The sequence below is a fragment of the Microbacterium sp. Y355 genome (assembly GCF_059445345.1).
Window position 1 is genome coordinate 297,897 of the sequence record NZ_JCAIUD010000001.1, and the last position, 19,886, is coordinate 317,782.

Sequence of the window (19,886 nt, forward strand, 5' to 3'; positions counted from 1 at the left end):
CCCGCAAAGCTGCGATCAGCTCGCGTCTGCCGTGACTGCAGACTACCGCTGGACCCGCACACGAACCAGCCGCCGAGCGGCAGATACGTCGCAGAGTGCGTTCCCGGTCGAGCGGTCTCAGGGGTATCGTGTCGGCGTACTCGAACAGGTGGGCGTGTGCTGCGTCCTTACGAGGCCCGGCGTGCGGTCGAAAGTCAATGACGCCGCGGCGACGCTCCGGCGACTGAAGCACAACGGAACGGACAGCCGCATGACCACTTTCCCCGGTCGGAACCTCATTGCCCGCCAGTTCATTGAAGCCGCCGGCGTGGGCGCGCTGGAGAACTGGCTCTCTCGTGACGGAATCACCGTTGCCCGCCCGAACAGGCAGGACACCCCTGTCGACGCAGTCGCGATCAACGACGACCTCGTGGCGGTGCCAATTCAGCTGAAGGTTGTCCTCAAGGGTGGCATGACGGTCCACCGCAAGTACCTCGGCAGGAGGCTCAAGCTCGTCTACGTCAACCTAGGCGATGAGCTGGGCGGGCTTCATGAGCGCACCACTTTCGTGGTCCTGGACCCGGAAGCGGCGTGGAAGTTGCCGACACGGCTAGGGCTCAAACGCAATGAGGAGTTCGACGAAACCTATCGGTGGGCCACGACTACCGCTTCCCTGCGTGCGGCGCTTGAGCCGTATATCCGACGCACGCCGCAGGAATTGACCCGCGCGCTGTTTGAGTGACTCGGCGACGCGCGCTTTCTGATTCGCACTTCTGCAGGCGTGACTGTCGGGTGTTTCGGTAGACCCGATGCGGAACGCCCCGCGAGCGCCACGCGGCGCATCAATCAGCCTTCCGCGGGATGGACGGGCTCCCTCTCCTGGGCGGCTGTCGGGTGTCGGACGGAGTTCGCGAACGGGGCATCAACCAAGCGCCATACAAGCCACCAGGCATAGAAACACAAATGAGAGGACCTGTCGTCGTCCGTGAGTAGACCGTGTGCGGACTCGTTGCGGAGGTTCGCTCCACCGTCTCCACAGAACAGCGCCCGGATCTCGAACGCAACATCCGGGGAGAATACCGCCTCCATCAACTCGTCCCGCACCAACGTGGACAGGCCTGACTCGTCCTCTACCCCTACCCCGCGGCGCAGCGTGCTCGTTCGCCCACCTGCATTGCCCAGGTGGTGCCGTACAACCGCCTCCACTTGAGGCGCCAGCAGTTGTGTGGCGGTGAGGAAATCACCGTTGTACCCGATGTAGAGCGCCTTCCCGACAAGAAGCGCATGCCTAGGCGGAATCAGGGGGCTCCGGTCGGCCGCTCCGACGAACTCGGCCAAAGTGATCGGGAGCCGCCCGAGGATGTCCATCCACGCGGGCGCGAGGATCTGGGTGACGACGGTGATGATGCGTTTGGTATTCGTCTCCACCATCAGCTGCCATACGTTTCGTGGCAGCCCGTAGACCTCTTCGCTGCTGTCTGAGCGATTGACCTGTCGACCATCTGCACCATAGGTGACGTGCAAGACGTCGAAAGGTATCGGCCGGTCGTCGATGCCGTGCTGGGCACGTTGAGCGAACGATTCGTAATCGATGGTGGGGATCGCGTGCAGGAAGACACCGAGGGCGGTGTCAGCGTCCTCCTTTCGAAGTGCCGCCAACAGAGGACCCGCCACCTGTGAGAGGTCCGGCTGTTTCTGCTCGACCGGTTCCATGAGCTGGACGGACGCCTTCCCCACCAGGCGTTGCAACGCGACGAGGTCCGCATACAACTCCTGTGCACCGCGGGCGGGCCTGGCACGGGAGGGAACGCCTGAGAGGGTCTTGAACGCGAGCTCTACATTATGTCGCGCATGCGTGACCTTCGAGATCTCACCAGAGTCCAGGAGCGCGTGAGCGTCATCACGCAATAGCCGCACAACGCGGATCAAATCATCGTGGGCCGAGTCCTCATCGCCGATGAACCGATGCCATCGCGCCGCTTCCTCGATGTAGACGTATGAGCCGGGGTCTTTCGCGTGCACGATGAGAGAGTCCGCCACCTCCGCGCCGCGTGACTGCCCGCGTCCTGCAGTGCGAAGGATCCGGGCCAGGTTCAGCGAGATCGAGTTATCACTCCATGCCAACAATCGGTCGAGGATGGCGGCATCGAGGTCAGCGCTTGTTTGGCTGGTGCGAAGGCGGTGGTGATTGATGGCAGCGAAGGCCCTCTCCATCGCGATGTACAAGGGCGGACCGAGGGGCTCGGTGAGGATCGCGCCACGAAGCGCCGTCACCATGGCGACTGTGGCTTCGGCACGACTCTGCCAAGGGGCGCGGAGCGCGAGAACGTCCAAGGCTTTGACCTGCAGGACGGCGTCAGCCGCGGTGGTGGAAATGGCACGCGCGATGGAGAGCTGCTCCACCGATAAGTCCGCCGGGGCGAGGCTTTTCGAGAGGAAAGGGCGGTACGGGGCGATGAGATCCTCGACTCGGACGATGTAGTCGTGAAGGGTGTCCGCCATGCGAACCACCTCAGTCACATCCGGGTCGCCGGGATCGTCGAGAGAAGTACTACGGGTCGTCGGCGATGCCAACAAACCCTGCTCCGCCGCTCGCGTTACCGCCTTTGCCCAGCGGTCTGCTTGAATGTCCTCGTCCACGCTAAAGAGGCTAGCGCGCACTCTCATCGCGAGACGGAAACCCGTCGACTGTCGCAAGAGCTCGTCGTCGCCGATCCGAACATGGAGTACCCGGGTAGGGACGTTGCGAATGAATCTCACGCACCGCTACGACCTGCTTGACGTCCAACGTGGTCGAGAAGCGCACCTCGACCACTGCTCAGCCTTCGTGTCAGTCCCACGGACTACTTCGCTTCGATGTCGGTTTGGATATCGCCATCAGTGAGGCTATAAACGCGGTCGCGCGGCTTGCGTACGCGTCGCGCTTTGAGTGAATCCGCAAGATCGCGGACACGTGAGGATGTAAGAAATCCCGCGATGTCGATATCGCCAGACTGGCCAATGCGTATATCCACGCGGTTTAGGGCCGACTCTGGTGAATAGTCCAGGTAGCGATTTGTCAAGTGGATGAACTGTTGGTTCGCTGAGCCGACAAGCGCACGATGGGATTCCGGTTCGCTGGCGAGGTACGGGCCGTCGACGAGCAGATCCACGTTGTCAAGTAAGCGCGTTGCTCCTTGCATTCCTGCCGCTTGCGTCTTGGTGTACCCGGTAAAGCAAATGACTCCAAGGCCGTGCGCCTGAGCCTCGGCAGCGATGGCACCGACGGGTCCGGCTTGATCGAACGGTTCTCCTCCGAGCAGTGTGATCCCTTCAACCTCAAATCTGACCGCTTCGCGAACAATTTCTGTTGGTGAGACGAGAGTGCCACCAGTGGGCGAAAACAGATGTGGGTTGATGCACCCGGCGCAACGGATTGAACACCCTTGCACCCAGATCGCGGTTCTTAGGCCGGGGCCTTCGGCAGTTGTTCGATGGGTGACACGAGCGACCCGGACTGGCATTTCAGAACTCGAGCCGGCGGCCACGTTCGCTGCGCCCTTCGGGGTGTGAGGTCGCCGGAGGGGCGGGGGCCGCTGTCGATCGCGACACGAAGAGATGTTGTTGCATTGCGCTGAAGATGTGTGGCTTGACGTCGGCACGAGTCACTAAATCGCTCGCGCTCTGAAAGGGGCCTGCGTCCTCCCGCGCAGCGACAATACGATTCGCGATATCGGAGCTGACGCCGGGAACTGTTCTGAGCTGTTCCTGTGTAGCGGTGTTCAAGTCGATCTGCGACGTCGGGGGAGCGGCATTGGTGCTGGTTTGTGTCGGAACTGCTGATGCGCCGTGTGTCGACACGTTCGCAGGGGCGTTGGCCTGCCTGAATGCGCGATTGATTGCTGTGTCGACGATGTTTGGATCGGGGCGGATCGTTGCGTCGTGTCGTCCGGTAGTCGCAGTCGCGTACCAGGGTGTGGAGGTCTCTCTGTGCGCACGCCACACAAGCCACTTGCGGTTGATCCACGGCTGTAAGCCAACTGCGTTTCCTAGCCATACGACCGTGTTCACGAGGCCCCACCATCCCGCAGTGCTGTTCTCAGGAGCGGGTTCGCCCTTGGTGCTGCTCGGAAGCGTCGCGGACCATAGCATCCAGCCGACAAGGAACGCGAGGAACGCGGTCGCGGCGAGTATCCATTTCCAGTTCCGTGATCGGATGCCGATGATCAAGTAGCCGAGCCATGCGGTAAGAGCGAACGGTACCCAGCCAAGAAGCATCCACAGGCTGTGCTTCACACGCCACTTTCGACTACACAGCAGCTCTTCTGGTGTGCTCATGCGCGGTCCTCCAGACGGTGGTCGTTTTGTAGAGAAATACGGGCGACGGTCGGTGACTCTGAGAACTCTGGTGTGGGCCTGGAATCGAGAATATCCGCATTCAGTAGAAGGCGCATTTGTTCAAGGGCTCCGAGACAATCGGGGCCCGGCGTGCCACTCGCCTCCGCCGTGATAGTCCCGTCCGGGAGAATGGAGATGCTGAGCTTGCGCGTCATTCGATCTCCTCGAAGACATAGTTAAGCGCGCCGTCCTCGTCGTGCTGTTGGATAAGTCTGAAGCCGAGGTCCGTTGCGCGTTGCTCAACTATCGCTGCTGTTCTTTGCTGTGCGATGCGCCCCACGTGTGAGTCGAGCTCGGTGAGCATCGCCTGAGTGGCGTTCGTGTCGTTTCCATCTACTCGACCGAGATAGATGTCTCCCACCTTTTGAAAGGTAAGCGACCCCCAACGGCCAGTAGCGAGGATTCGACCACCGTCGTCGCGGGTAATTAGCGCGCCCATGCGGTCGAGTGATTGGCGCAGGATCTCAGGGTCAATAATTCGTGTTGCCTTGCACTTTTCGCACAGCTCCTTCGAGCGCGCTTCGCGCATCGCGGTACTCACTGCTCCAAATGCCGCAATCCCCAACGGAATGAGCAGTACTTCTACGCTCACGTCGCACCTTTCTAAAAGTCGATGGCGCGGCCACCACGCCATGAAGAGACATCACTTGGGTCAGTTGGGGCATCCGATTGGTAGGCGCCTCGGTCCTGCTCAGATGTCGCGGCGACGGCACGACTTGCTGCCCATTCGCGGATCCGCGTAATCTGCTCCGATTGAGTTACGGAGAGCGGTACGGTCTGATCGATGGAGCGCCGCACATCAGCTTTCGTAACGGCTCGTCGTTCTGCAAAGGCATCGAAGCACGCGCTGATGACGGCCTGCTCTATCTCTGCCCCTGAGAATCCTTCACTTACTGAAGCAAGTTCCGCCATCGATGGGTCGGACAGCTCGAACTCGCCACCAGCTTTGGAAGGTGCTGCGAGGTGCTTTCCTAGATGCAGGGTCCAGATTGCCTCACGCTCCCGATGCGTGGGCAGGTCGACGAAGAATATCTCGTCGAACCGCCCCTTTCGCAGAAACTCGGGCGGTAGCGCGTCGATCTTGTTCGCCGTTGCGATGACGAATACTGGGGACTTCTTCTCCTGCATCCACGTAAGGAACGTACCGAACACGCGGGAAGAGGTCCCGGAGTCTCCTCCTCCGCTCGCCGAGCCAAACCCCTTTTCGATCTCATCGATCCAAAGGATTGAGGGAGCGACGGCTTCGGCGAGCTTCAATGCGTTGCGCATGTTCTGTTCGCTCGAGCCGACCAATCCAGAGAAAACTCGACCCACATCCAGTCGTAGCAACGGGAGTTGCCATTGTGACGATATCGCTCCCGCGGTGAGGCTCTTTCCGCAACCGGGTACACCGGTAATGAGGAGCCCCTTGGGTGCAGGAACGGACCATTCCGCGGCCTCGGGGAGCCAAGCGCCATCCCGTTTAATCAACCATTTCTTGAGGTTGTCGAGACCGCCGATCTCGTTCAGATCCCCCGTTGGCGGGATGAATTCGAGGAGTCCCGACTTCCGGATCGTCTGTCGCTTCTCCTCAAGTATCAATGAGATGTCATCAGCGTTCAGCACCCGATCAGTCACCACAGCTCGAGCGAAAGCATTCTCTGCTTCGCTCAAGGTGAGCCCTTGGGCAGCCTGTATCAGGCGTTCGCGTTCCGTGTCGTTGAGTTCATCGCGGACTGCGTCACGATTAGTTGCAAGGAAGCTCTCCAATGCCTTCCCTATCTCCTCCCCGCTGGGGAGCGGAAGGTCGACGACCGTAACCACTTTCTCCAGGTCCACTGGCAACGTGAGCCCTGGCGCAACGAGCACCAGCGTGTGGGGGATCGAACCAGTCTTGAATGCTGTTGCCGCGTCGAGGATCGCGCGCACAAGCCCCGGCTCAGGCTGACGTCCTCCTGCGCCCAATTGGTGGTGAGCATCCATGAAGAGAAAGATCGTTGGCTCCTTCTCAGTCAAGGCGTCGAGCAGAGCCTCCTCAGGAACGACGCGTTTGCCAGCCGGTCCACCGGGGGAATGTAGCCCGTTGGTCAGCGTGTACTGCTTAATGGCGCGGCCGCGCGGAATACTCCCGGCATCAAGGACACCCTCTAGGGCATCGAGAACACGCTCTGGCTCTTGGGTCTCGACGAGCAACACGGGATGACGCGCACGAATCAGCTCGGCCATCGTCTGCTGGAATCGCGTAAGTTCCGCCAAGGCGTCTCCCTCTTTGAGATTTTGCTTCAGTGTAGCGGCGTCTTCGGACGTGCGAATTACTCGAATCTTGCCCCGCAGATTGTCGGAGCGTCGCTGGCGGAGCAGCCGGCGAATCTATAGGCGAGCTTGGCGAATCTCATCGGCCGTTGAGACCCGCCCTCGGGTATCGATTCGAGTTGCTCCGCTCGGTTTTCACGCCGAATCTTGATTGTTCCTCGCAATCGATGCGGGCTCCCCCCTTGAATGTTCAGATCGAGCGTCCATGGCCCGCGGTCTACACAAGCTGCGCACAGTAACCAGCGCAGAGCACAGAAGGTCCCAGGCACGGCTATTTCAGGACCGCCGACGTTGTTGATGGGGGCACCCGTTCCTGGTGGAGGCGTGCTATTGCTCGTATCATCAGGTATGGGTACTCCGGTTGCTTCTCAATCCGAGCGCAGCGGCCTTGACCGCTTCGTCCGCGCTCTTCGAGAGCGTGGAGTTCCCGACGAACACGTGGCTACTGTGCTCGACGTGTTGGCGGGCTTGGAAGCGACCGAGACGCCGACGGGAGCCGAGGTCGCGTTCCTTCGGACGGCCGGCATCCCCGCCGAGGTGTTCTCCGCTGAGGCCGCACAACAAAACGCCCTGTATCTGCTGCAATCAGAGACTTTCCTCGCTGAAGAGACAGCCCGCACATTGTTTTCGACGGAAGGCGCCGCAGAAGTGCTTGGCGTCACTTCGACACAGGTGCGCGAACTCGCCAACAAGGGGCACATCATGACTGCCGGTGAGATCGCTGGGCAGGCGGGCTACCCGGGCTGGCAGTTCACCGAGTCACACACACTAGTGCCGGGCTTGCGCGAGGTACTGCAAGCATTCCCGCATGACTACGACCCGCTCGATATCGAACTGGTGATGACAACCGTGGACCCTGAGCTAGGGGACCGGTCGCCGAAAGAATGGCTCGAGGCTGGCATGGATCAACACACCATCGTTCAGTTTGTTTCCGATCTCTCGTACATCTAAACCCGCATATTGGTGGAGCGATGGCAGATCCGTCCCTGGCCCAGGTCGCCGCCGAGCTTTACACGCTTCCCCCTTCCGAGTTCGTGGCCGAGCGAAGCTCTCGTGCGAAACAGGTCGCGGGTCGGGAGTTGGCCGAGCAGATTCGGTCGCTGCGGAAGCCGTCGATTACGGCAGCGGTAGTGAACGTGTTCGCTCGGGAGCGTGCTGACCGGCTTGGACAGGTTCTTCAGTTGGCCGCGGACCTCCGCGACGCGCAGGAGGGTCTCGATGCGCAGACGCTCTCAAAGCTCGGGCGTGAACGGCGCACGCTGACCCGTCAGCTCGCGCAGGAAGCTGTTTCGCTGTCGACGGCCCAGGGGTGGCGGGTCGCGGGCGCAACGGTGCAGGGCGTTGAACAGACGATTACGGCGGCGTTCTTTGATCCGGATGCGGCGGCCGCTGTCGCTTCTGGAAGGCTTCTTCGCGCGCTGGAACCGTCAAGCGATTTCTCGCTCGACTTCGACAATGTCCTCGGGGGCGGGGCGCCGGAGCTCAGGGCTGTGTCGGTGCCGGTACCTGCGGATGAGGTGCGCGTACGTCGTGAGCAGAGGGAAGCGGAGAAGGTAGTCCACGCGGCCGAGCGCGAACTTGAACGTGCGAAGCGCGAGCAGTCGAAGGCGAACAGAGCGCGCGAAGCCGCCGCTGCGGACGTTCTGTGGCTGGCCACGAAGGTCGAGGAGATCAAGGCGGAATTCGAACGGGCGAGAGGTGACGCAGAGAGCGCTCGAATCGCTGCCGAAGAGACAGCCGGCAATGCTGCAAAAGCAGATGAGCTCGTCCGCGACGCCGAATCCACCGTGTATGCCGCGCGCTTGGCACTTGAACGAAAGCGGCAATCCTGAGTGGTGGTGAGGATCCTGACGCCCGAATGCTTCTAGGAGAACCGGAGCCCTGTATGGCGGTTGCGTGCATCCTGTCGGGCACGCGATGTGGCCAGCGCATGATCGACGTTGTGTCACGCTCCGACGCGGATCGGAGGTCAATTCCTGAGCTAGCTGGGCATTCGTTCATCGTGTGGCCCGTCCCAGAGAACTGTGTAGCCGCTTTCGACGGGACGCGCTATGGCGCCGATTGCCGTTTCTGTTGCCTCCAGTGCCTCACGGGACAAATTTCTGACAGCAATCAGAAAGGTGGCCGCTGAAACCGTTCAGTAGTCGTAAGCCCGATGCACGTGCCAACCGTCCTCACCCTTGTAGACGTCGAAGATCAGCGACAACCCAGCGTCATCGGTTCCTTGGAACCTCCACCCATAGAGGCCAAGGCTCGACTCCCGTGGGGCCTCCCAGATCGAATGTCTCAAGCGTGTGGGAGTGTCAGTGATCTGCCAACGCTTGCCTGCGTAGACCATCCGTGCAGGCACATCATCGATCATCCACAGGGTCGTCTGGTGTTCGATAGTAGTAGTGCTCATGAGTTAAGAGAATAGAACACTTGTTCGAGACTCGCTACTCTTGATGCAGGCCGGAGAAAGGAGCCGGCATGGGTACCAGCAAGCGGCTTGCCGAGCACTACGACCTGCGTGCGGAGGAGAAGCAACTCGAGCGCTATGCGAAGACTGCCGGCCCCTTGCAATCCCTCAGTCCCCAGGAGCTCGCGCTGGACACGCTCCCGCTCACCATCTACCCGAAGCCGCAGCGCGTGCGAGTTTGGGTCCGATTCGGATCGCAGCACGCCAGAGTCGTTGCGCTGGTGGTGCGAAGTACCGACACCGCGGTCGGCATCGAGTTCGAGATTGCGGAGAAGACCTATCGGTGCTGGGTTTGGGGCAATGCGGTTGAGTTGGCGACGTAGGAATGCGGCACCTGATTGCGGTCGTCAGCGCTTCTTGCGATGCTGCCACATTGGTCTGGAGGCTGGTATCGCTGACCCGTCTCAGAGGTCAGCTAGACCCGGTTTCATATGCTTGTGCATCTATCTGCCATAATCCGGCTATGACCATACCCGAACCTCCGGCCGGAGGACATCCGAACTTTTCGGCACCGCCCCCGTTGCCTCCGCAGCCGGGATATCAGCCGGGCTATCCGAGCGTGCAGGCGTCGTATCCAGGTGTTGCCCCGGTTGGTGCGCCCAAGAAGCAGGCGGGAATGGCGATTGCCGCTCTGGTCGTTGGCATCGTCGCGTTCTTTACCGGGCTGCTTCCCGTGGTCGGGTTTGTGCTGGGTGCAATCGCGATCGTTCTCGGAATCGTTGCTCTTACGCGGAGACAGTCAAAAGGTCTGAGTATTACCGGGCTCGTCCTCGGCACCGTGGCCTTTCTCATCTCGGTCGGGATGACGATTAGCTTGGCCGTGTTCGTGTCGAATCAGTCGACATCGAAGCCTGCTCCAGTAGTGACGCAGGCAAGCGATCCTGAACCGTCTACTGAACCCCAGGATGAGCCGGAGGAAGTAGCTGCGCCGCCGGCCGTGGACACGACGCCGGATCTGAGTACTTTCCAGCAAGTCGACGACCGTACCTTCGCGCTGATTGCAAAGGATCCCGACGCGCACGTGGGGGAGAACCTGATCCTTTACGGTTCGATCATGCAGTTGGACTCGGCGACCGGGCGGTGCGCCATGCTCGTCGACACCGCGGCGACGCAGCAAGAGATGTCGTACGACTACAGCCAAAGCGTCATGGCTGTGTCCGGGGACTGGGAGCAGGTGTGCCCCGTGTTTGACCCGCTCGTCGAGGACGACAACGTGAAGCTCTGGGCAACAGTCCTGCAGAGTTATGACTACGAGACTCAGATCGGTGGGAACACGACGGTGCCGATGATTGAGATCTGGCAAGCGGAACTGCTGCCAGCGACCGAGTACTAGAGAGAAGCTACCGATGAGGTCGGTCTCCGTTCATTAAACCTGTTCATCTACGCCATTCACGAGTAGCGGTTATTGAACGAGTTTTTGAACGGCGCAAGCGCGGAGTTCCCGACATGCACGTCGCAACTGTCCATGACGTGTTGGTGGACGTGGATTCAGCCGAGACGCCGACTGATGTCGAGCTTGCGTTCCTTCGGACGGCCGGCATCCCCGCCGAAGTCCGGGATGGGTTCTGCCATCTCCCCAGTATCGTGGGGGCTGCGCACCGCCTCGAAGTCCAAGACCGGTAGCGCCTAACTGCTCATTGTCTCCAACCCTGCGGATACGGGACCACGAGTCGGCTGATGGCGACCGCGCGTGACTTAGATTGTTCTTATGCCAAAAAAGGTGCTGGAGCAGCACATTGCCGTGTTCGGCGAAAGTGGGAGCGGGAAGAGTATCCTGATCTCGTCGTTTTACGGGCTGATGCGGGAGGAGCGGACACAGGCGAGGACCCGTCTCGACGTCGTTGCGGACGATGCTGGTCAGGGCGATCGACTGCTGCAGAACTACCTTGGCATGAGCCGGGACGGTCGCGTTCCCGCGGCGAATCGGTTCTCCTCGATCCCGTACTCATTCACGGCACGGCTCAAGCACCAACCCGACAAGAAGTCGGGCAGCTACGACGGCATCCGCCTGGTGTGGCATGACTACCCCGGGGAGTGGTTCCACGAGTCTCCCGGCGGCCCGGAAGAAGCTCATCGCCGGGCCGAGACCTTCGCAGCGCTCCTCGCCTCGGACGTTGCGATCGTGCTCGTCGATGGTGAAGAGCTAGCCAGAAATGTTGGCAACGAAGCGAGCTATCTCAAGTTGCTGTTCACGAATATTCGCAACGGTCTCCTGCCGGTTGTGGAAGACCTGACGGAGGCGGGAAAGCCGCTCGCGCGATTCCCCCGGATTTGGATGTTCGCGCTGTCTAAGGCCGATGTGCTGCCGGACGTCACGGCGGCGGACTTCCGCGACCTCGTGGTCCTTCACGCTGCTCACGAAGTCGATCAACTCCGGAAGATGCTCCAGAACGTTCTTCTCGGCAACGAGGCGCTCTCCGTTGGCGAGGACTTCGTGTTGCTTTCGTCGGCAAAGTTCTCGTCAGGATCAATCGACGTGACTCAGAAAGTTGGGGTAGATCTCGTCATGCCCATTGCGAGTGTGCTTCCCCTTGAGCGTTTCGTCCGCTGGGCCGAAGGCCGCAACCTGCGCGGAAAGGTTGCTGAAGCGCTTCTCGGTCACGCCAGCGCGGTCGCTGGCGTCGTCGCTGTGCTGGTTGGTTGGGTAGGCCGGGCAGCCAAACTCCCCGGCCCTGTGGGCGCTGTGGCTACTCTCATCTCGGCGGTGATCTCGAAAGACATGATCGATAAGGCCGTGAAGCTCGTCGGTGATCGACTCCGAGAAGCCAACGCTGACGCGCAGGCAAAGGGCGACTACCTTCGGGCGGCGTTGACTCAGTTTGCTATTGATCTCGAAACCGGCGAGGAACGAGACGTTCTCTTGAGGAGTCGACGTTGAGGCTGATCTGGGCCACTCGAGGAAGGACCTGGGGGTTTCGCTTCCTCCTGGATGGTGGTTTCAGCGACCCACTTCCCGAGTACACCAAGGCTTTCGCCAACTTCGACGCGACACCGGAATTTTCGCAGCACGTCGGGGACATGACGGCGTTGCGATTTGAGGACCCACTGCGGCGGGAAGACCGCGCCGGACGCGTGATTCCCCATGACTTCGTGATCTTCGGCGAACCATCGCACGTGGCCAACTCCGTCTCGGCGGGTCTCGATCTCGTCTGGCCTGCGGTAGAAGAAAGATACGCTCGCGTATACGACCTGTCCGACCCGACACCGTCTGGAGCGTAGACCAACGCGTTCGGATATCTCCGTCGCACGCGTCGTCTCGACTCTCACTGCGGACGTGAGCCTCGACCGCCCAATAGGAAGCCGCAAGAGTTTGGGGCTACGACGACTGAGCGAGTGCCAATACGGCAGCGGTAGCGGCGACAGTCGACAGCAAGACGCTTCCGCCAGCGAGCCAGAGAGAAGCGACAGCGAGCCGACTGGATGCCGCTGACGACCGGTCGCGAGACCGCCGGTCGAGCTCCTGCATGTAGTAGTTAGTGCCGACGCTGGTGTTCGCTGCGTGCTTGTCATGCTCAGTGATGAGTTCCTCATCGGAAGTCTCACGTAGCTGGGCGATGGTTCGAACCATCGGTGTTGTCCTCTCTTGATGATGCTGAATGTACCCCAGGACAGACTGTGACGGGATCCGACCGCACTTCCCCTCACGATCGGATCCCGTCGCTTGATCAGCCTGGGATGTTGCGGGGATCGTTCCCCTTGGGGATCGTGTCCTTCGCTCGGATCTGTCCATCGCGGCCGTGGATGTTCAGTTCACCGCCGCCGGCATTGCCGACGATGTCGCGTCCGCGATCGATAGCATCTGCCTGGGTGTCGTGATGCGAGGATGCCCGGCTCGCGCCTGGTGCCTTCACATCCCATCCGCCGTCCGCGTTCGGTACGACGTGCCTGTTATTGTCATTGCCCATGAATCTCACCTCCTCTCGTCAGGGGAACCGTCCCATGAAACGCGGGTGGGTGCACGTCGACACACCCGAATCCCGTGTTACGTGAAGGTGAACCGTCTGAGCAACTGTGAGTTCTCAAACTAGTTGGCACTGTTCCAGCTACTTGGCACCGAGGTTTCCGCGGCCGCAAGCGGTTGGTTCATTTTAGGTGTGGTGAGAATCCACGCGAGGAGATAAGAGCGAGCCCCGCAGCGGCGACGTTCGCACCGGGGGAGCAGGCGCGGAACAGAAGACCTCTGCGTGCCGCAGCATTGAGAAGAAGGCGTCCTGCAGTCATCGAGGACACTGCAAAAACCACACTGGCGTGATTGACAGTATTATTCCGTAGGCGGTACCATACTGTCGTGGATGGGATCAGTGTTTCAGAAGCAGCTCAGCGTCTTGCCGTATCTCGGCGACGCGTTCGAGCGATGATTGCTGACGGCCTCATCGACGGCTCGGAAGTCAGCGGAATCTGGATACTTGACCCTGCAAGCCTTCCGGTCCAGTCGAAACGCGCGGGGCAACCCCTCAGTCCTCGAATCGCCTGGGCACTTGCATCTCTGGCAGATGGGCACAGGCCGGAGGGGCTCAGTAGCTCCGAGCTATCTAGACTTCGAGTGCGCTGGCGAGAGTCACGAGCGGACATCGACCGGGTGCGCTCGTGGATGTCACGTAGGGCGGAACGTGTGCGGTTCACTGCGACGGAACCTGCGGCAATGCTTTCTGACAGCAGAATCCTCCGGTCTGGACGAAGTGATGAGCGCTCGGGACTGGCATCGCCTGCGTTCTTCGAAGGGTATGTATCTAGAGGGGATTTGGATGAGCTCATCTTTGACCACCTCTTACTCCCCGCAAACGGGCCTGAGAACGTTGTGCTTCATATAGTCGAGCATGACGTTCCAGAGCTCATGCCTGCGCTGATAGTCGCCGCTGACTTGGCTGATGCGGGCGCAAGAGAGCGACAGCAGGCACAGGTTTTACTCGAGGAGATCGCTAGAGATGGCTGAACAAATTGTCACTATGCCCGCAATGGCTGCGGGGCAAGAGGAAAGCTGGATGTCTCTGTTGGATTTGTATGAGGATGTTCCGGAGGGCGGTTTTCGTGCAGGCGATGTCTTCGCGTGCTCGAGCAAGGTGCATTCCCGCATCACCGCGTAGGCGTATACCTTCTGTGGAAGGTCGAGAGAGCAGCGCATTCACGAACCGGAGACAATCCCCGCCTTTCATGAAGGCCAGCCGCGAGAGAAGGTCACGTACAACCTCAGGAGACGGGACCACCTGGGTGTGGATTCTCATCACACTTAAAACGACCCAACCGCTTGCGTCCGCGGAAACCTCGGTGCCAAGTAGCTGGAACAGTGCCAACTAGTTTGAGAACGGGACTGCTGCACGGATAGGTGACATCTGATCTGTCTTGCCCGTGAGGTGCGTACTCCGGTCGATGACGGCGCCAGGCCAAGTGGGGCCTGCCGAGACAAGTATCTGACAAGAATGGCTCAGAAACGCTCCGGTTTGGTCCGTAGTCGATTTCGCTCGGCAGAGATAATACTTGGGTGAAATGTGCTTCTGATCAGGTGTAATAATGACTCCAAATCATGCCTCAATAGGTCCCTTCTGTTGACCTATTAGGCCAATGGGTTCTCGGTTCAAGTCGTGGGAGCACGGATCAGCCTCGACCGTACAACGACTTCGTTCAGTTCTTGGTGAAGGTCAGCATCCGCACCCCGACGCCTACGGTTTCCGAGAGGCTTAAGCGACGACTGGGCGACGAACGCAGCGACTCTTAGCACTCTCCTGCTCTACTCCGCTCAGAGTGGACGCGTGCGCGCCGTTCCCGAGATGCCCGTTTTGAGGGTTCGACGATGCACTTCATCTACGGATCGAGCGAAGAGGCGGCCACCGTCATCAGGGCGAGCGATTGCGGTGCCCCGGTGCTGTTCGTTCCCGAGGGCCGTATCCACGAGGTAAGCGACGTGCCGGGTCGCATCGTCGGCGGAGTGATCTCGGCCGACAGCTTCTACTACGCGGGGCTATGCAGCCCCGCGGCCTGCGGTCGCTGGCCCAGATGATCGACAAGCTCGGCCAGGCGCGTGCCGCATGGGGTAGCAGTTGGCGGGCACTTTCTACGCCGACGAGCCGCCTACTGGAACTATGGACCGACAGCTGCCCGCGCGGTGAAGGAATTGGACGTGGCCGAAGCCAGTTGGGCAGATGCGCTCGCACGTTGAGCCGGAAAGGTCGTGGTGCCAAGCGTCAGTTCGTCTGATACTCTCCAGATGATCGACCTGGCGTGTATCTCCGCTAGCGTCCACCAGGAATGCTTGCTTGCCAACGTAGTACCGAGGTATTAGTGCGTGTTTCTGCGTAGCTTTCAACTTATAAAACCGCGAAAATCCGCGTATTTCTGCGAAAAGATCAGGTCTCGTCTGCGACGCCTCCGAATCGGCAGGTTATTGGTTCGAGTCCAATTCGGGGAGCAGAACAGAAGCCCGACTTCCGCACGATTCCGCGGAAGTCGGGCTTCTTCCGTTTCCGACCGGGTATGTTGAGCGGTTGCTCCGCCAGGAATACCGCCAGGCGGAACCCTTGCGAGGCCGGTCGAGAGTAGGCAATCAGTAGAACCGGCGGGGCGCCGGACTTCTACGCTGAGCGCTCTCGACCCCTTCGAAGTTCGCGAGTCCTCGCATAGAGGCTTCATGCAACTCACTCCTACGTTCAAACCCCAGCCCATCTCAACAGCTGAGGCAGCTCGCATCCTCGGCATCAGCGCGCGCACTCTTGAGGGATGGCCAGTCTGCCATCGCGGTCTTGCTGACGAGTGTGGTCGCCGTCCACTTCTGCAGGCTCCATCCGGTGCCAGGCACCGCGAACAGTTGGGCGCTCAGAACTTCGTCGCGGAGCCCTCAATGCTCCCGCTGGCGCTCCAGGTCGTCGATCACCCCAGGCTACGAGAAGAGCTGGCGAAGCGCGTCGAGGTCGCCGGAGTCGACCACCTTCTGGACCGCGGCGATGGTGTCCTGGTTCACAAACATGCCCTTGAGCGTGTCGTTCCAAATTGCCCGCACGGTGGCCACGTCACTGGCGTCAACTGCCCTGCCCGCGGACTCGATTGCCTGCTGGTACGGAATTTGCTGGAACCCAGCAGGCGCGTCATCAGGGTTGTAGTACGGCACCCAGGGGGTGTCGGGGTCGGGGGTGAGCCAGAGCACCTGCCCGGGCTGGATCACGCGGACGTGGTTCATCGAGCCGAGGGTTGGGTACGCGCAGAGCCGTTCACCGATCACAGCCTCAACGTCGCCGGGCTCAACGGTATAGGTCAAGGGCGTGCCGTCAGCATCCAATGTCACCTCGCCCTGCGCGAACTCTCGTGCGCCTAGATCTCGGAGTGTCCCCTGGCGCTCCCAATACAGACCGCCGGTGTAGCTGTAGACCTCAGACATGCCGGAGCAGGTTTCCGGCTCGGTAGATTCCAGCGTCGGCGTAGCCTCGGTAACCGGCTCGGCGACAGCCGTGGGAGCGGATGACTTGGACGTCTGGACTGCCGCTGGTGCCGTGGCGGTGCACCCGGCAAGCGCGGCAGTCGTTAGGGCGAGCGCGGCGAGAGTTGTGCTGAGCTTGGCTTTATGTGACATGACGCTCCTGGATTCACGTGACCAATAGCCCACTTGTTGGCAGCTAGCTTAGCCAACCAGGAGAGAGAGAAGGGCTTCAGTCCCTGCAAACATCCCCTCGGTCTATATCTGGGGGCAGCGCTGACTATCGCAGCCAGGGCGGGTGGAGCGCCTTCATTTATTTGCTCGCTGTCGGAGCGAGCATCGGAGGCGGGACAGCGTTGGCCGCGCTGATCGGAGGAGTACTCGTTGTACTCCTTGCTGATCGGAGAGTGAGTCGCCCGCCCGGGGTCCGCGTCCCGCGGTGGAGCCGCAGGGGCCGCCGCTGGGGCAACTGGGCTTTGGCTCGCCGTGGGCGTGGGAAACGCTATGACCTCGTCGACGGGCACGGCATGGTTTCTGTGGTTCGCAGCCGTCGCGGCGATGACGGCCGTTATTGCGGGCTCTGCCGCAAGGGCTCGCTAACCCCACGTCTGAAGCCGGGGGCATGCGCTCGGTAGTTTCCGGTCATTCGCGGGCACGAGCTACGGGCGTAGCAGGATCTTTCCGCTACGGCCTGCGATAAAGTTCGCCCCGCTCGCCTCTCGGGCCTCATCGAACGAGTAGATCTTCTCAATGGGAAGAGTGAGTGACCCTTCGCTGGCGCCTGCGACTAGTTCGCCGAGCAGGGCGGCCCTCTTGGCGGCGTCCATTTCTCCCATGACCTTGCTGCCCCAGAACCCGGTCACCGAGATGCTGTTGAAGATGATGGGCCCGGACGCGATCTCGATGACGGGCGAGTTCATCGCCCCGAACACCACGAGTCGTCCGTTCTCGGCCAGCAGCGACACGATGTCGCCAGCGGCGGATCCGCCGACCGAGTCGATCCCGACGGTGATCGGAGCGCTCGAGGTGATCTCGGCCGCCGTGTCGCGCCATCCGTCGGTGTCCGTGGCGACGACGTTGCCGATGCCTTGGGCCTTCAGCTCATCGATGCCGGCGGCGCGGCGCACCAATCCGAGCACGTTGATGCCGCGGGTCGCGGCGAGCTGGGCCACGAGGCGGCCGACCGCGCCGTTGGCCGCGTTCTGCACCAGCCAGTCGCCTTCGGTGAGGTTGAGCGTGTCGAGGAGGGCGATCGCGCTGAACGGCATCGACACGAGCTGCGCGGCGACCTCGTCCGGCAGGGAGTCGCCGATGGGGATCAGCGACGCGGCCTTGGCGATGAAGTACTCGGCCCAGACGCCGAAAGTGCCCCCGGTGGCGACTCGCTGGCCGATTTCCAGCGCGGTGACACCCTCGCCGAGCGCATCGACCACACCGACGGCCTCGGTTCCCGCGCGGGCGGGGAGCTCGGGCTTGAATCCGTAGCTTCCGCGTACCGTCCACAGGTCGTGGTTGTGGATCGGGCTCAGAAGGGTGCGCACACGCACCTCACCGACTCCCGGTTCCGGCGTGGGCACGTCTTCGACGGTCAAAACCTCGGCCGGGTCTCCGAATTCGTGATGCATGATGGCGCGCATAGCGTTCTCGACTTTCTGCAGTTCTGCGAAGCGGTGGGATGGATGCGGTCAGAGATATAGGGAGATGATCGTTTGAATCTCTTTTTCTGAACCGACCGTTTCACTATGACTCATTCGATCGTCCTGCGTGAGGCCATCAACCATGTTGAGCACTTCGATCTAGGCAGCGGAACCACGAGCACTCTACGATCGAGGTCATGAGCCAGACCGACACTCGCCCTGCACCGGGCACGCGTTTGCGTGGCTATTCTGCCGGCGTGATCCTGCTGCTCGGAGTCCTGATATCCCCACCGTCCTTGCGCTGGTCTTCAACAGCTGGTCTGCACCTGACGCGCAGGCGTACGTGCGTATGGCGTTCGCTCAGGTGGCCGGTTCCATCATCGCCATCGGCACAGTTATGCTGCTCGTCGTTCAGCGCATTGTGCGACGTAGCGCCATCAACAACATCGCGGCGTTCGCGTTCATCGCGGTCTTCGTGATCGCCTGGAACGTGACGAACCTCCAGCGCGCGGCTGACTTCCTCCTCGGCGGCCTCGGGCTGGGAGGGTAATCAGCAAGGACGCCCGAGCCAAGATCGGCGCAGGCAGCAGTACCGGTCATCGCCTGTACTCCGCCCCCACTCGGCACGATGACCCGGCGACCATCGCGGCAGCGATCCGCGGGCACCTGCGTGCGGGCGACAAGTACAGTGCTCTTCGTGAGCTCATCCAGCTCAGCGACAACCTCGTCGCCGAGCATGGCCTTGTGCGCGGAGTGCTCGGCCTCGCCGAGCCCGAGCTGACCGGTGACCGTGCCTGGGATGCCGCCCTGGCTGCTGTGGTCGATCTGCGCCTCAGCGAAGAGGGGCTCCCCGCTCCGGCGTGGGTTCATGCCCCGAGCCGACGTGTCCCCACGCTTCGCACCCTCGACGTCGATCCTGCCGACCCGATCCCGGCGCCGGGAGATGTGCCCGCCGAGTTCCTCGAGCGTGGCGTCCTTGTCTGGCGAGATACGCTGGCGAGCGTCTGAGGGGCGATGCGCTCGATCGCGACGACATCATCTCCGGTCTCCGCGACCTTGTGGGCGAGCTCCATGCGGCTAGTTCTGAGTGATCGAGCGTTCCAGTCGGAAGAGAGCATCGAGCGGCATCTTCAATTCTTCGGCAAGTGTCAACGCGAGCGTGAGCGTGGGCACGTGGACGTCTCGCTCGATCGCGATGATCGTCTGACGGGAAACACCGCACCTGCGGCTCAGCTCCTCCTGCGTGAGGCCGACCGACCGGCGATGCTCACGGAGACTGTTCGCGACGCGCATCGTGACCGTCCATCGCCCTTCGCAGCCAATAAGACACCACAAAACCAATAAGAAGTGCGAGTGGCAGCACCCAGCCCGCGATATGCGGAAAGATGGCGCTCAGCGCGAGCGCAACTGCTGTGAGCACGAGCGCGTCGACAAACGCATCCGCGCGTGCCCGAACGTCAGCCTCGCGTTCGACGCTGCCCGGCTCCATGGAACGCGAGCGACGCTGATTGCGCGTCTTGATGATCATCACCCCAGTAACTGCGAGAACCGGGGTGGCGACCAATGTCGCGATCCGAAGCCACTCGAGATCGAAGCGATCGCCGAGAGAGAGTCCGACGATCATCACAGCCAGCAGCGAGATGGCGGCAACGACGTACTTCCACACGGTCAGTCGGTCCCTTCAAAATGTAATGCGCACTTGACATCTAAGATCGCACGCATCCCGCTTTAATGTCAAGCG

General features: G+C 61.2%; 25 protein-coding genes. 12 read left to right on the top strand and 13 right to left on the bottom strand.

The genetic code is table 11. From position 1 onward, the window contains the following. Nucleotides 1–250: 250 nt before the first annotated feature. Nucleotides 251–721, top strand: a complete 471-nt coding sequence (locus AC1C2O_RS01485; RefSeq protein WP_495428656.1) for a hypothetical protein — start codon at nucleotides 251–253, stop codon at nucleotides 719–721. Nucleotides 722–825: 104 nt separating this feature from the next. Here AC1C2O_RS01485 and AC1C2O_RS01490 read toward each other — a convergent pair whose 3' ends face one another. The 6 genes from AC1C2O_RS01490 to AC1C2O_RS01515 all read right to left on the bottom strand — a co-directional run bounded on the left by AC1C2O_RS01490 (nucleotide 826) and on the right by AC1C2O_RS01515 (nucleotide 6,591). Then, nucleotides 826–2,481: a DUF4209 domain-containing protein gene (locus tag AC1C2O_RS01490; RefSeq protein ID WP_495428658.1), complete on the bottom strand. Its 1,656-nt coding sequence runs from the start codon at nucleotides 2,479–2,481 to the stop codon at nucleotides 826–828. Between the two features lie 341 nt (nucleotides 2,482–2,822). Next, on the bottom strand, nucleotides 2,823–3,482 hold the full coding sequence (locus tag AC1C2O_RS01495; RefSeq protein ID WP_495428659.1) for a 4Fe-4S single cluster domain-containing protein: 660 nt from the start codon (nucleotides 3,480–3,482) through the stop codon (nucleotides 2,823–2,825). Between the two features lies 1 nt (nucleotide 3,483). Further along, nucleotides 3,484–4,296, bottom strand: coding sequence for a ComEA family DNA-binding protein (locus AC1C2O_RS01500; protein WP_495428660.1), 813 nt, complete (start codon nucleotides 4,294–4,296; stop codon nucleotides 3,484–3,486). Continuing rightward, a complete protein-coding gene (locus AC1C2O_RS01505) occupies nucleotides 4,293–4,511 on the bottom strand; it encodes a DUF2997 domain-containing protein (RefSeq protein WP_495428661.1) in 219 nt (72 codons plus the stop codon). Before AC1C2O_RS01505 ends, AC1C2O_RS01500 begins: the two co-directional genes overlap by 4 nt. Continuing rightward, complete coding sequence (locus tag AC1C2O_RS01510) at nucleotides 4,508–4,948, bottom strand: hypothetical protein (protein WP_495428662.1); 441 nt, start codon at nucleotides 4,946–4,948, stop codon at nucleotides 4,508–4,510. The genes AC1C2O_RS01505 and AC1C2O_RS01510 overlap by 4 nt, the downstream gene beginning before the upstream one ends. Nucleotides 4,949–4,959: 11 nt before the next feature. Continuing rightward, nucleotides 4,960–6,591, bottom strand: a complete 1,632-nt coding sequence (locus tag AC1C2O_RS01515) for an AAA family ATPase (RefSeq protein WP_495428663.1) — start codon at nucleotides 6,589–6,591, stop codon at nucleotides 4,960–4,962. A gap of 405 nt (nucleotides 6,592–6,996) precedes the next feature. Here AC1C2O_RS01515 and AC1C2O_RS01520 point away from each other — a divergent pair, with 405 nt between their 5' ends. Beyond that, nucleotides 6,997–7,599 carry a hypothetical protein gene (locus AC1C2O_RS01520; RefSeq protein WP_495428664.1) on the top strand — a complete coding sequence of 201 codons (603 nt, stop codon included), beginning with the start codon at nucleotides 6,997–6,999 and terminating at the stop codon, nucleotides 7,597–7,599. Between the two features lie 20 nt (nucleotides 7,600–7,619). Then, complete coding sequence (locus AC1C2O_RS01525) at nucleotides 7,620–8,480, top strand: hypothetical protein (RefSeq protein ID WP_495428665.1); 861 nt, start codon at nucleotides 7,620–7,622, stop codon at nucleotides 8,478–8,480. 305 nt (nucleotides 8,481–8,785) lie between these two features. On the opposite strand, the gene AC1C2O_RS01530 is transcribed toward AC1C2O_RS01525, so the two are convergent. Beyond that, complete coding sequence (locus AC1C2O_RS01530) at nucleotides 8,786–9,049, bottom strand: hypothetical protein (protein WP_495428666.1); 264 nt, start codon at nucleotides 9,047–9,049, stop codon at nucleotides 8,786–8,788. Nucleotides 9,050–9,117: 68 nt separating this feature from the next. On the opposite strand from AC1C2O_RS01530, the gene AC1C2O_RS01535 reads away from it, so the two are divergent. The 4 genes from AC1C2O_RS01535 (at nucleotide 9,118) to AC1C2O_RS01550 (ending at nucleotide 12,325) form a co-directional block, all read left to right on the top strand. Beyond that, entirely contained in the window at nucleotides 9,118–9,429 is a 312-nt protein-coding gene (locus AC1C2O_RS01535) for a hypothetical protein (RefSeq protein WP_495428667.1), read from the top strand. Between the two features lie 140 nt (nucleotides 9,430–9,569). After that, on the top strand, nucleotides 9,570–10,439 hold the full coding sequence (locus AC1C2O_RS01540; protein WP_495428668.1) for a DUF4190 domain-containing protein: 870 nt from the start codon (nucleotides 9,570–9,572) through the stop codon (nucleotides 10,437–10,439). Nucleotides 10,440–10,814: 375 nt separating this feature from the next. Beyond that, complete coding sequence (locus AC1C2O_RS01545) at nucleotides 10,815–11,984, top strand: ATP/GTP-binding protein (RefSeq protein ID WP_495428669.1); 1,170 nt, start codon at nucleotides 10,815–10,817, stop codon at nucleotides 11,982–11,984. Then, entirely contained in the window at nucleotides 11,981–12,325 is a 345-nt protein-coding gene (locus AC1C2O_RS01550) for a hypothetical protein (RefSeq protein WP_495428670.1), read from the top strand. The genes AC1C2O_RS01545 and AC1C2O_RS01550 overlap by 4 nt, the downstream gene beginning before the upstream one ends. Nucleotides 12,326–12,422: 97 nt before the next feature. Here AC1C2O_RS01550 and AC1C2O_RS01555 read toward each other — a convergent pair whose 3' ends face one another. Then, the gene (locus tag AC1C2O_RS01555; RefSeq protein ID WP_495428671.1) at nucleotides 12,423–12,674 is read right to left on the bottom strand and encodes a hypothetical protein; all 252 of its coding nucleotides are present in this window, start codon (nucleotides 12,672–12,674) and stop codon (nucleotides 12,423–12,425) included. Between the two features lie 97 nt (nucleotides 12,675–12,771). Then, nucleotides 12,772–13,011 carry a DUF2188 domain-containing protein gene (locus AC1C2O_RS01560; protein WP_495428672.1) on the bottom strand — a complete coding sequence of 80 codons (240 nt, stop codon included), beginning with the start codon at nucleotides 13,009–13,011 and terminating at the stop codon, nucleotides 12,772–12,774. Nucleotides 13,012–13,748: 737 nt separating this feature from the next. On the opposite strand from AC1C2O_RS01560, the gene AC1C2O_RS01565 reads away from it, so the two are divergent. The 3 genes from AC1C2O_RS01565 to AC1C2O_RS01575 all read left to right on the top strand — a co-directional run bounded on the left by AC1C2O_RS01565 (nucleotide 13,749) and on the right by AC1C2O_RS01575 (nucleotide 15,101). Further along, nucleotides 13,749–14,039: a hypothetical protein gene (locus AC1C2O_RS01565; protein ID WP_495428673.1), complete on the top strand. Its 291-nt coding sequence runs from the start codon at nucleotides 13,749–13,751 to the stop codon at nucleotides 14,037–14,039. Further along, the gene (locus AC1C2O_RS01570) at nucleotides 14,032–14,190 is read left to right on the top strand and encodes a hypothetical protein (protein WP_495428674.1); all 159 of its coding nucleotides are present in this window, start codon (nucleotides 14,032–14,034) and stop codon (nucleotides 14,188–14,190) included. Before AC1C2O_RS01565 ends, AC1C2O_RS01570 begins: the two co-directional genes overlap by 8 nt. A gap of 704 nt (nucleotides 14,191–14,894) precedes the next feature. Next, nucleotides 14,895–15,101 carry a hypothetical protein gene (locus AC1C2O_RS01575; RefSeq protein ID WP_495428675.1) on the top strand — a complete coding sequence of 69 codons (207 nt, stop codon included), beginning with the start codon at nucleotides 14,895–14,897 and terminating at the stop codon, nucleotides 15,099–15,101. A gap of 876 nt (nucleotides 15,102–15,977) precedes the next feature. Here AC1C2O_RS01575 and AC1C2O_RS01580 read toward each other — a convergent pair. Continuing rightward, on the bottom strand, nucleotides 15,978–16,664 hold the full coding sequence (locus AC1C2O_RS01580) for a hypothetical protein (RefSeq protein WP_495428676.1): 687 nt from the start codon (nucleotides 16,662–16,664) through the stop codon (nucleotides 15,978–15,980). A gap of 503 nt (nucleotides 16,665–17,167) precedes the next feature. After that, a complete protein-coding gene (locus AC1C2O_RS01585) occupies nucleotides 17,168–18,145 on the bottom strand; it encodes a zinc-binding dehydrogenase (protein ID WP_495428677.1) in 978 nt (325 codons plus the stop codon). Nucleotides 18,146–18,494: 349 nt separating this feature from the next. On the opposite strand from AC1C2O_RS01585, the gene AC1C2O_RS01590 reads away from it, so the two are divergent. Together AC1C2O_RS01590 and AC1C2O_RS01595 are read left to right on the top strand one after the other, a co-directional pair. Beyond that, nucleotides 18,495–18,695: a hypothetical protein gene (locus AC1C2O_RS01590; RefSeq protein WP_495428678.1), complete on the top strand. Its 201-nt coding sequence runs from the start codon at nucleotides 18,495–18,497 to the stop codon at nucleotides 18,693–18,695. A 194-nt stretch (nucleotides 18,696–18,889) separates the two neighbouring features. Next, nucleotides 18,890–19,153 (top strand): hypothetical protein, encoded by a 264-nt coding sequence (locus AC1C2O_RS01595; RefSeq protein ID WP_495428679.1) that lies wholly within the window; start codon nucleotides 18,890–18,892, stop codon nucleotides 19,151–19,153. Nucleotides 19,154–19,222: 69 nt separating this feature from the next. Here the strand turns inward: AC1C2O_RS01595 and AC1C2O_RS01600 are convergent, their stop codons facing one another. Next, nucleotides 19,223–19,438, bottom strand: a complete 216-nt coding sequence (locus AC1C2O_RS01600) for a helix-turn-helix transcriptional regulator (protein WP_495428680.1) — start codon at nucleotides 19,436–19,438, stop codon at nucleotides 19,223–19,225. Continuing rightward, nucleotides 19,413–19,811, bottom strand: coding sequence for a hypothetical protein (locus tag AC1C2O_RS01605; protein ID WP_495428681.1), 399 nt, complete (start codon nucleotides 19,809–19,811; stop codon nucleotides 19,413–19,415). Before AC1C2O_RS01605 ends, AC1C2O_RS01600 begins: the two co-directional genes overlap by 26 nt. Nucleotides 19,812–19,886 lie beyond the last annotated feature (75 nt).

Excerpts from the sequence above, each read along its gene's own strand:
- AC1C2O_RS01485 (WP_495428656.1), top strand. The coding sequence starts at position 251 with ATGACCACTTTCCCCGGTCGGAACCTCATTGCCCGCCAGTTCATTGAA.
- AC1C2O_RS01490 (WP_495428658.1), bottom strand. The coding sequence starts at position 2,481 with ATGGCGGACACCCTTCACGACTACATCGTCCGAGTCGAGGATCTCATC.
- AC1C2O_RS01495 (WP_495428659.1), bottom strand. The coding sequence starts at position 3,482 with ATGCCAGTCCGGGTCGCTCGTGTCACCCATCGAACAACTGCCGAAGGC.
- AC1C2O_RS01500 (WP_495428660.1), bottom strand. The coding sequence starts at position 4,296 with ATGAGCACACCAGAAGAGCTGCTGTGTAGTCGAAAGTGGCGTGTGAAG.
- AC1C2O_RS01505 (WP_495428661.1), bottom strand. The coding sequence starts at position 4,511 with ATGACGCGCAAGCTCAGCATCTCCATTCTCCCGGACGGGACTATCACG.
- AC1C2O_RS01520 (WP_495428664.1), top strand. The coding sequence starts at position 6,997 with ATGGGTACTCCGGTTGCTTCTCAATCCGAGCGCAGCGGCCTTGACCGC.
- AC1C2O_RS01525 (WP_495428665.1), top strand. The coding sequence starts at position 7,620 with ATGGCAGATCCGTCCCTGGCCCAGGTCGCCGCCGAGCTTTACACGCTT.
- AC1C2O_RS01530 (WP_495428666.1), bottom strand. The coding sequence starts at position 9,049 with ATGAGCACTACTACTATCGAACACCAGACGACCCTGTGGATGATCGAT.
- AC1C2O_RS01535 (WP_495428667.1), top strand. The coding sequence starts at position 9,118 with ATGGGTACCAGCAAGCGGCTTGCCGAGCACTACGACCTGCGTGCGGAG.
- AC1C2O_RS01540 (WP_495428668.1), top strand. The coding sequence starts at position 9,570 with ATGACCATACCCGAACCTCCGGCCGGAGGACATCCGAACTTTTCGGCA.
- AC1C2O_RS01545 (WP_495428669.1), top strand. The coding sequence starts at position 10,815 with ATGCCAAAAAAGGTGCTGGAGCAGCACATTGCCGTGTTCGGCGAAAGT.
- AC1C2O_RS01555 (WP_495428671.1), bottom strand. The coding sequence starts at position 12,674 with ATGGTTCGAACCATCGCCCAGCTACGTGAGACTTCCGATGAGGAACTC.
- AC1C2O_RS01560 (WP_495428672.1), bottom strand. The coding sequence starts at position 13,011 with ATGGGCAATGACAATAACAGGCACGTCGTACCGAACGCGGACGGCGGA.
- AC1C2O_RS01565 (WP_495428673.1), top strand. The coding sequence starts at position 13,749 with ATGCTTTCTGACAGCAGAATCCTCCGGTCTGGACGAAGTGATGAGCGC.
- AC1C2O_RS01570 (WP_495428674.1), top strand. The coding sequence starts at position 14,032 with ATGGCTGAACAAATTGTCACTATGCCCGCAATGGCTGCGGGGCAAGAG.
- AC1C2O_RS01575 (WP_495428675.1), top strand. The coding sequence starts at position 14,895 with ATGCACTTCATCTACGGATCGAGCGAAGAGGCGGCCACCGTCATCAGG.
- AC1C2O_RS01580 (WP_495428676.1), bottom strand. The coding sequence starts at position 16,664 with ATGTCACATAAAGCCAAGCTCAGCACAACTCTCGCCGCGCTCGCCCTA.
- AC1C2O_RS01585 (WP_495428677.1), bottom strand. The coding sequence starts at position 18,145 with ATGCGCGCCATCATGCATCACGAATTCGGAGACCCGGCCGAGGTTTTG.
- AC1C2O_RS01590 (WP_495428678.1), top strand. The coding sequence starts at position 18,495 with ATGGCGTTCGCTCAGGTGGCCGGTTCCATCATCGCCATCGGCACAGTT.
- AC1C2O_RS01600 (WP_495428680.1), bottom strand. The coding sequence starts at position 19,438 with ATGCGCGTCGCGAACAGTCTCCGTGAGCATCGCCGGTCGGTCGGCCTC.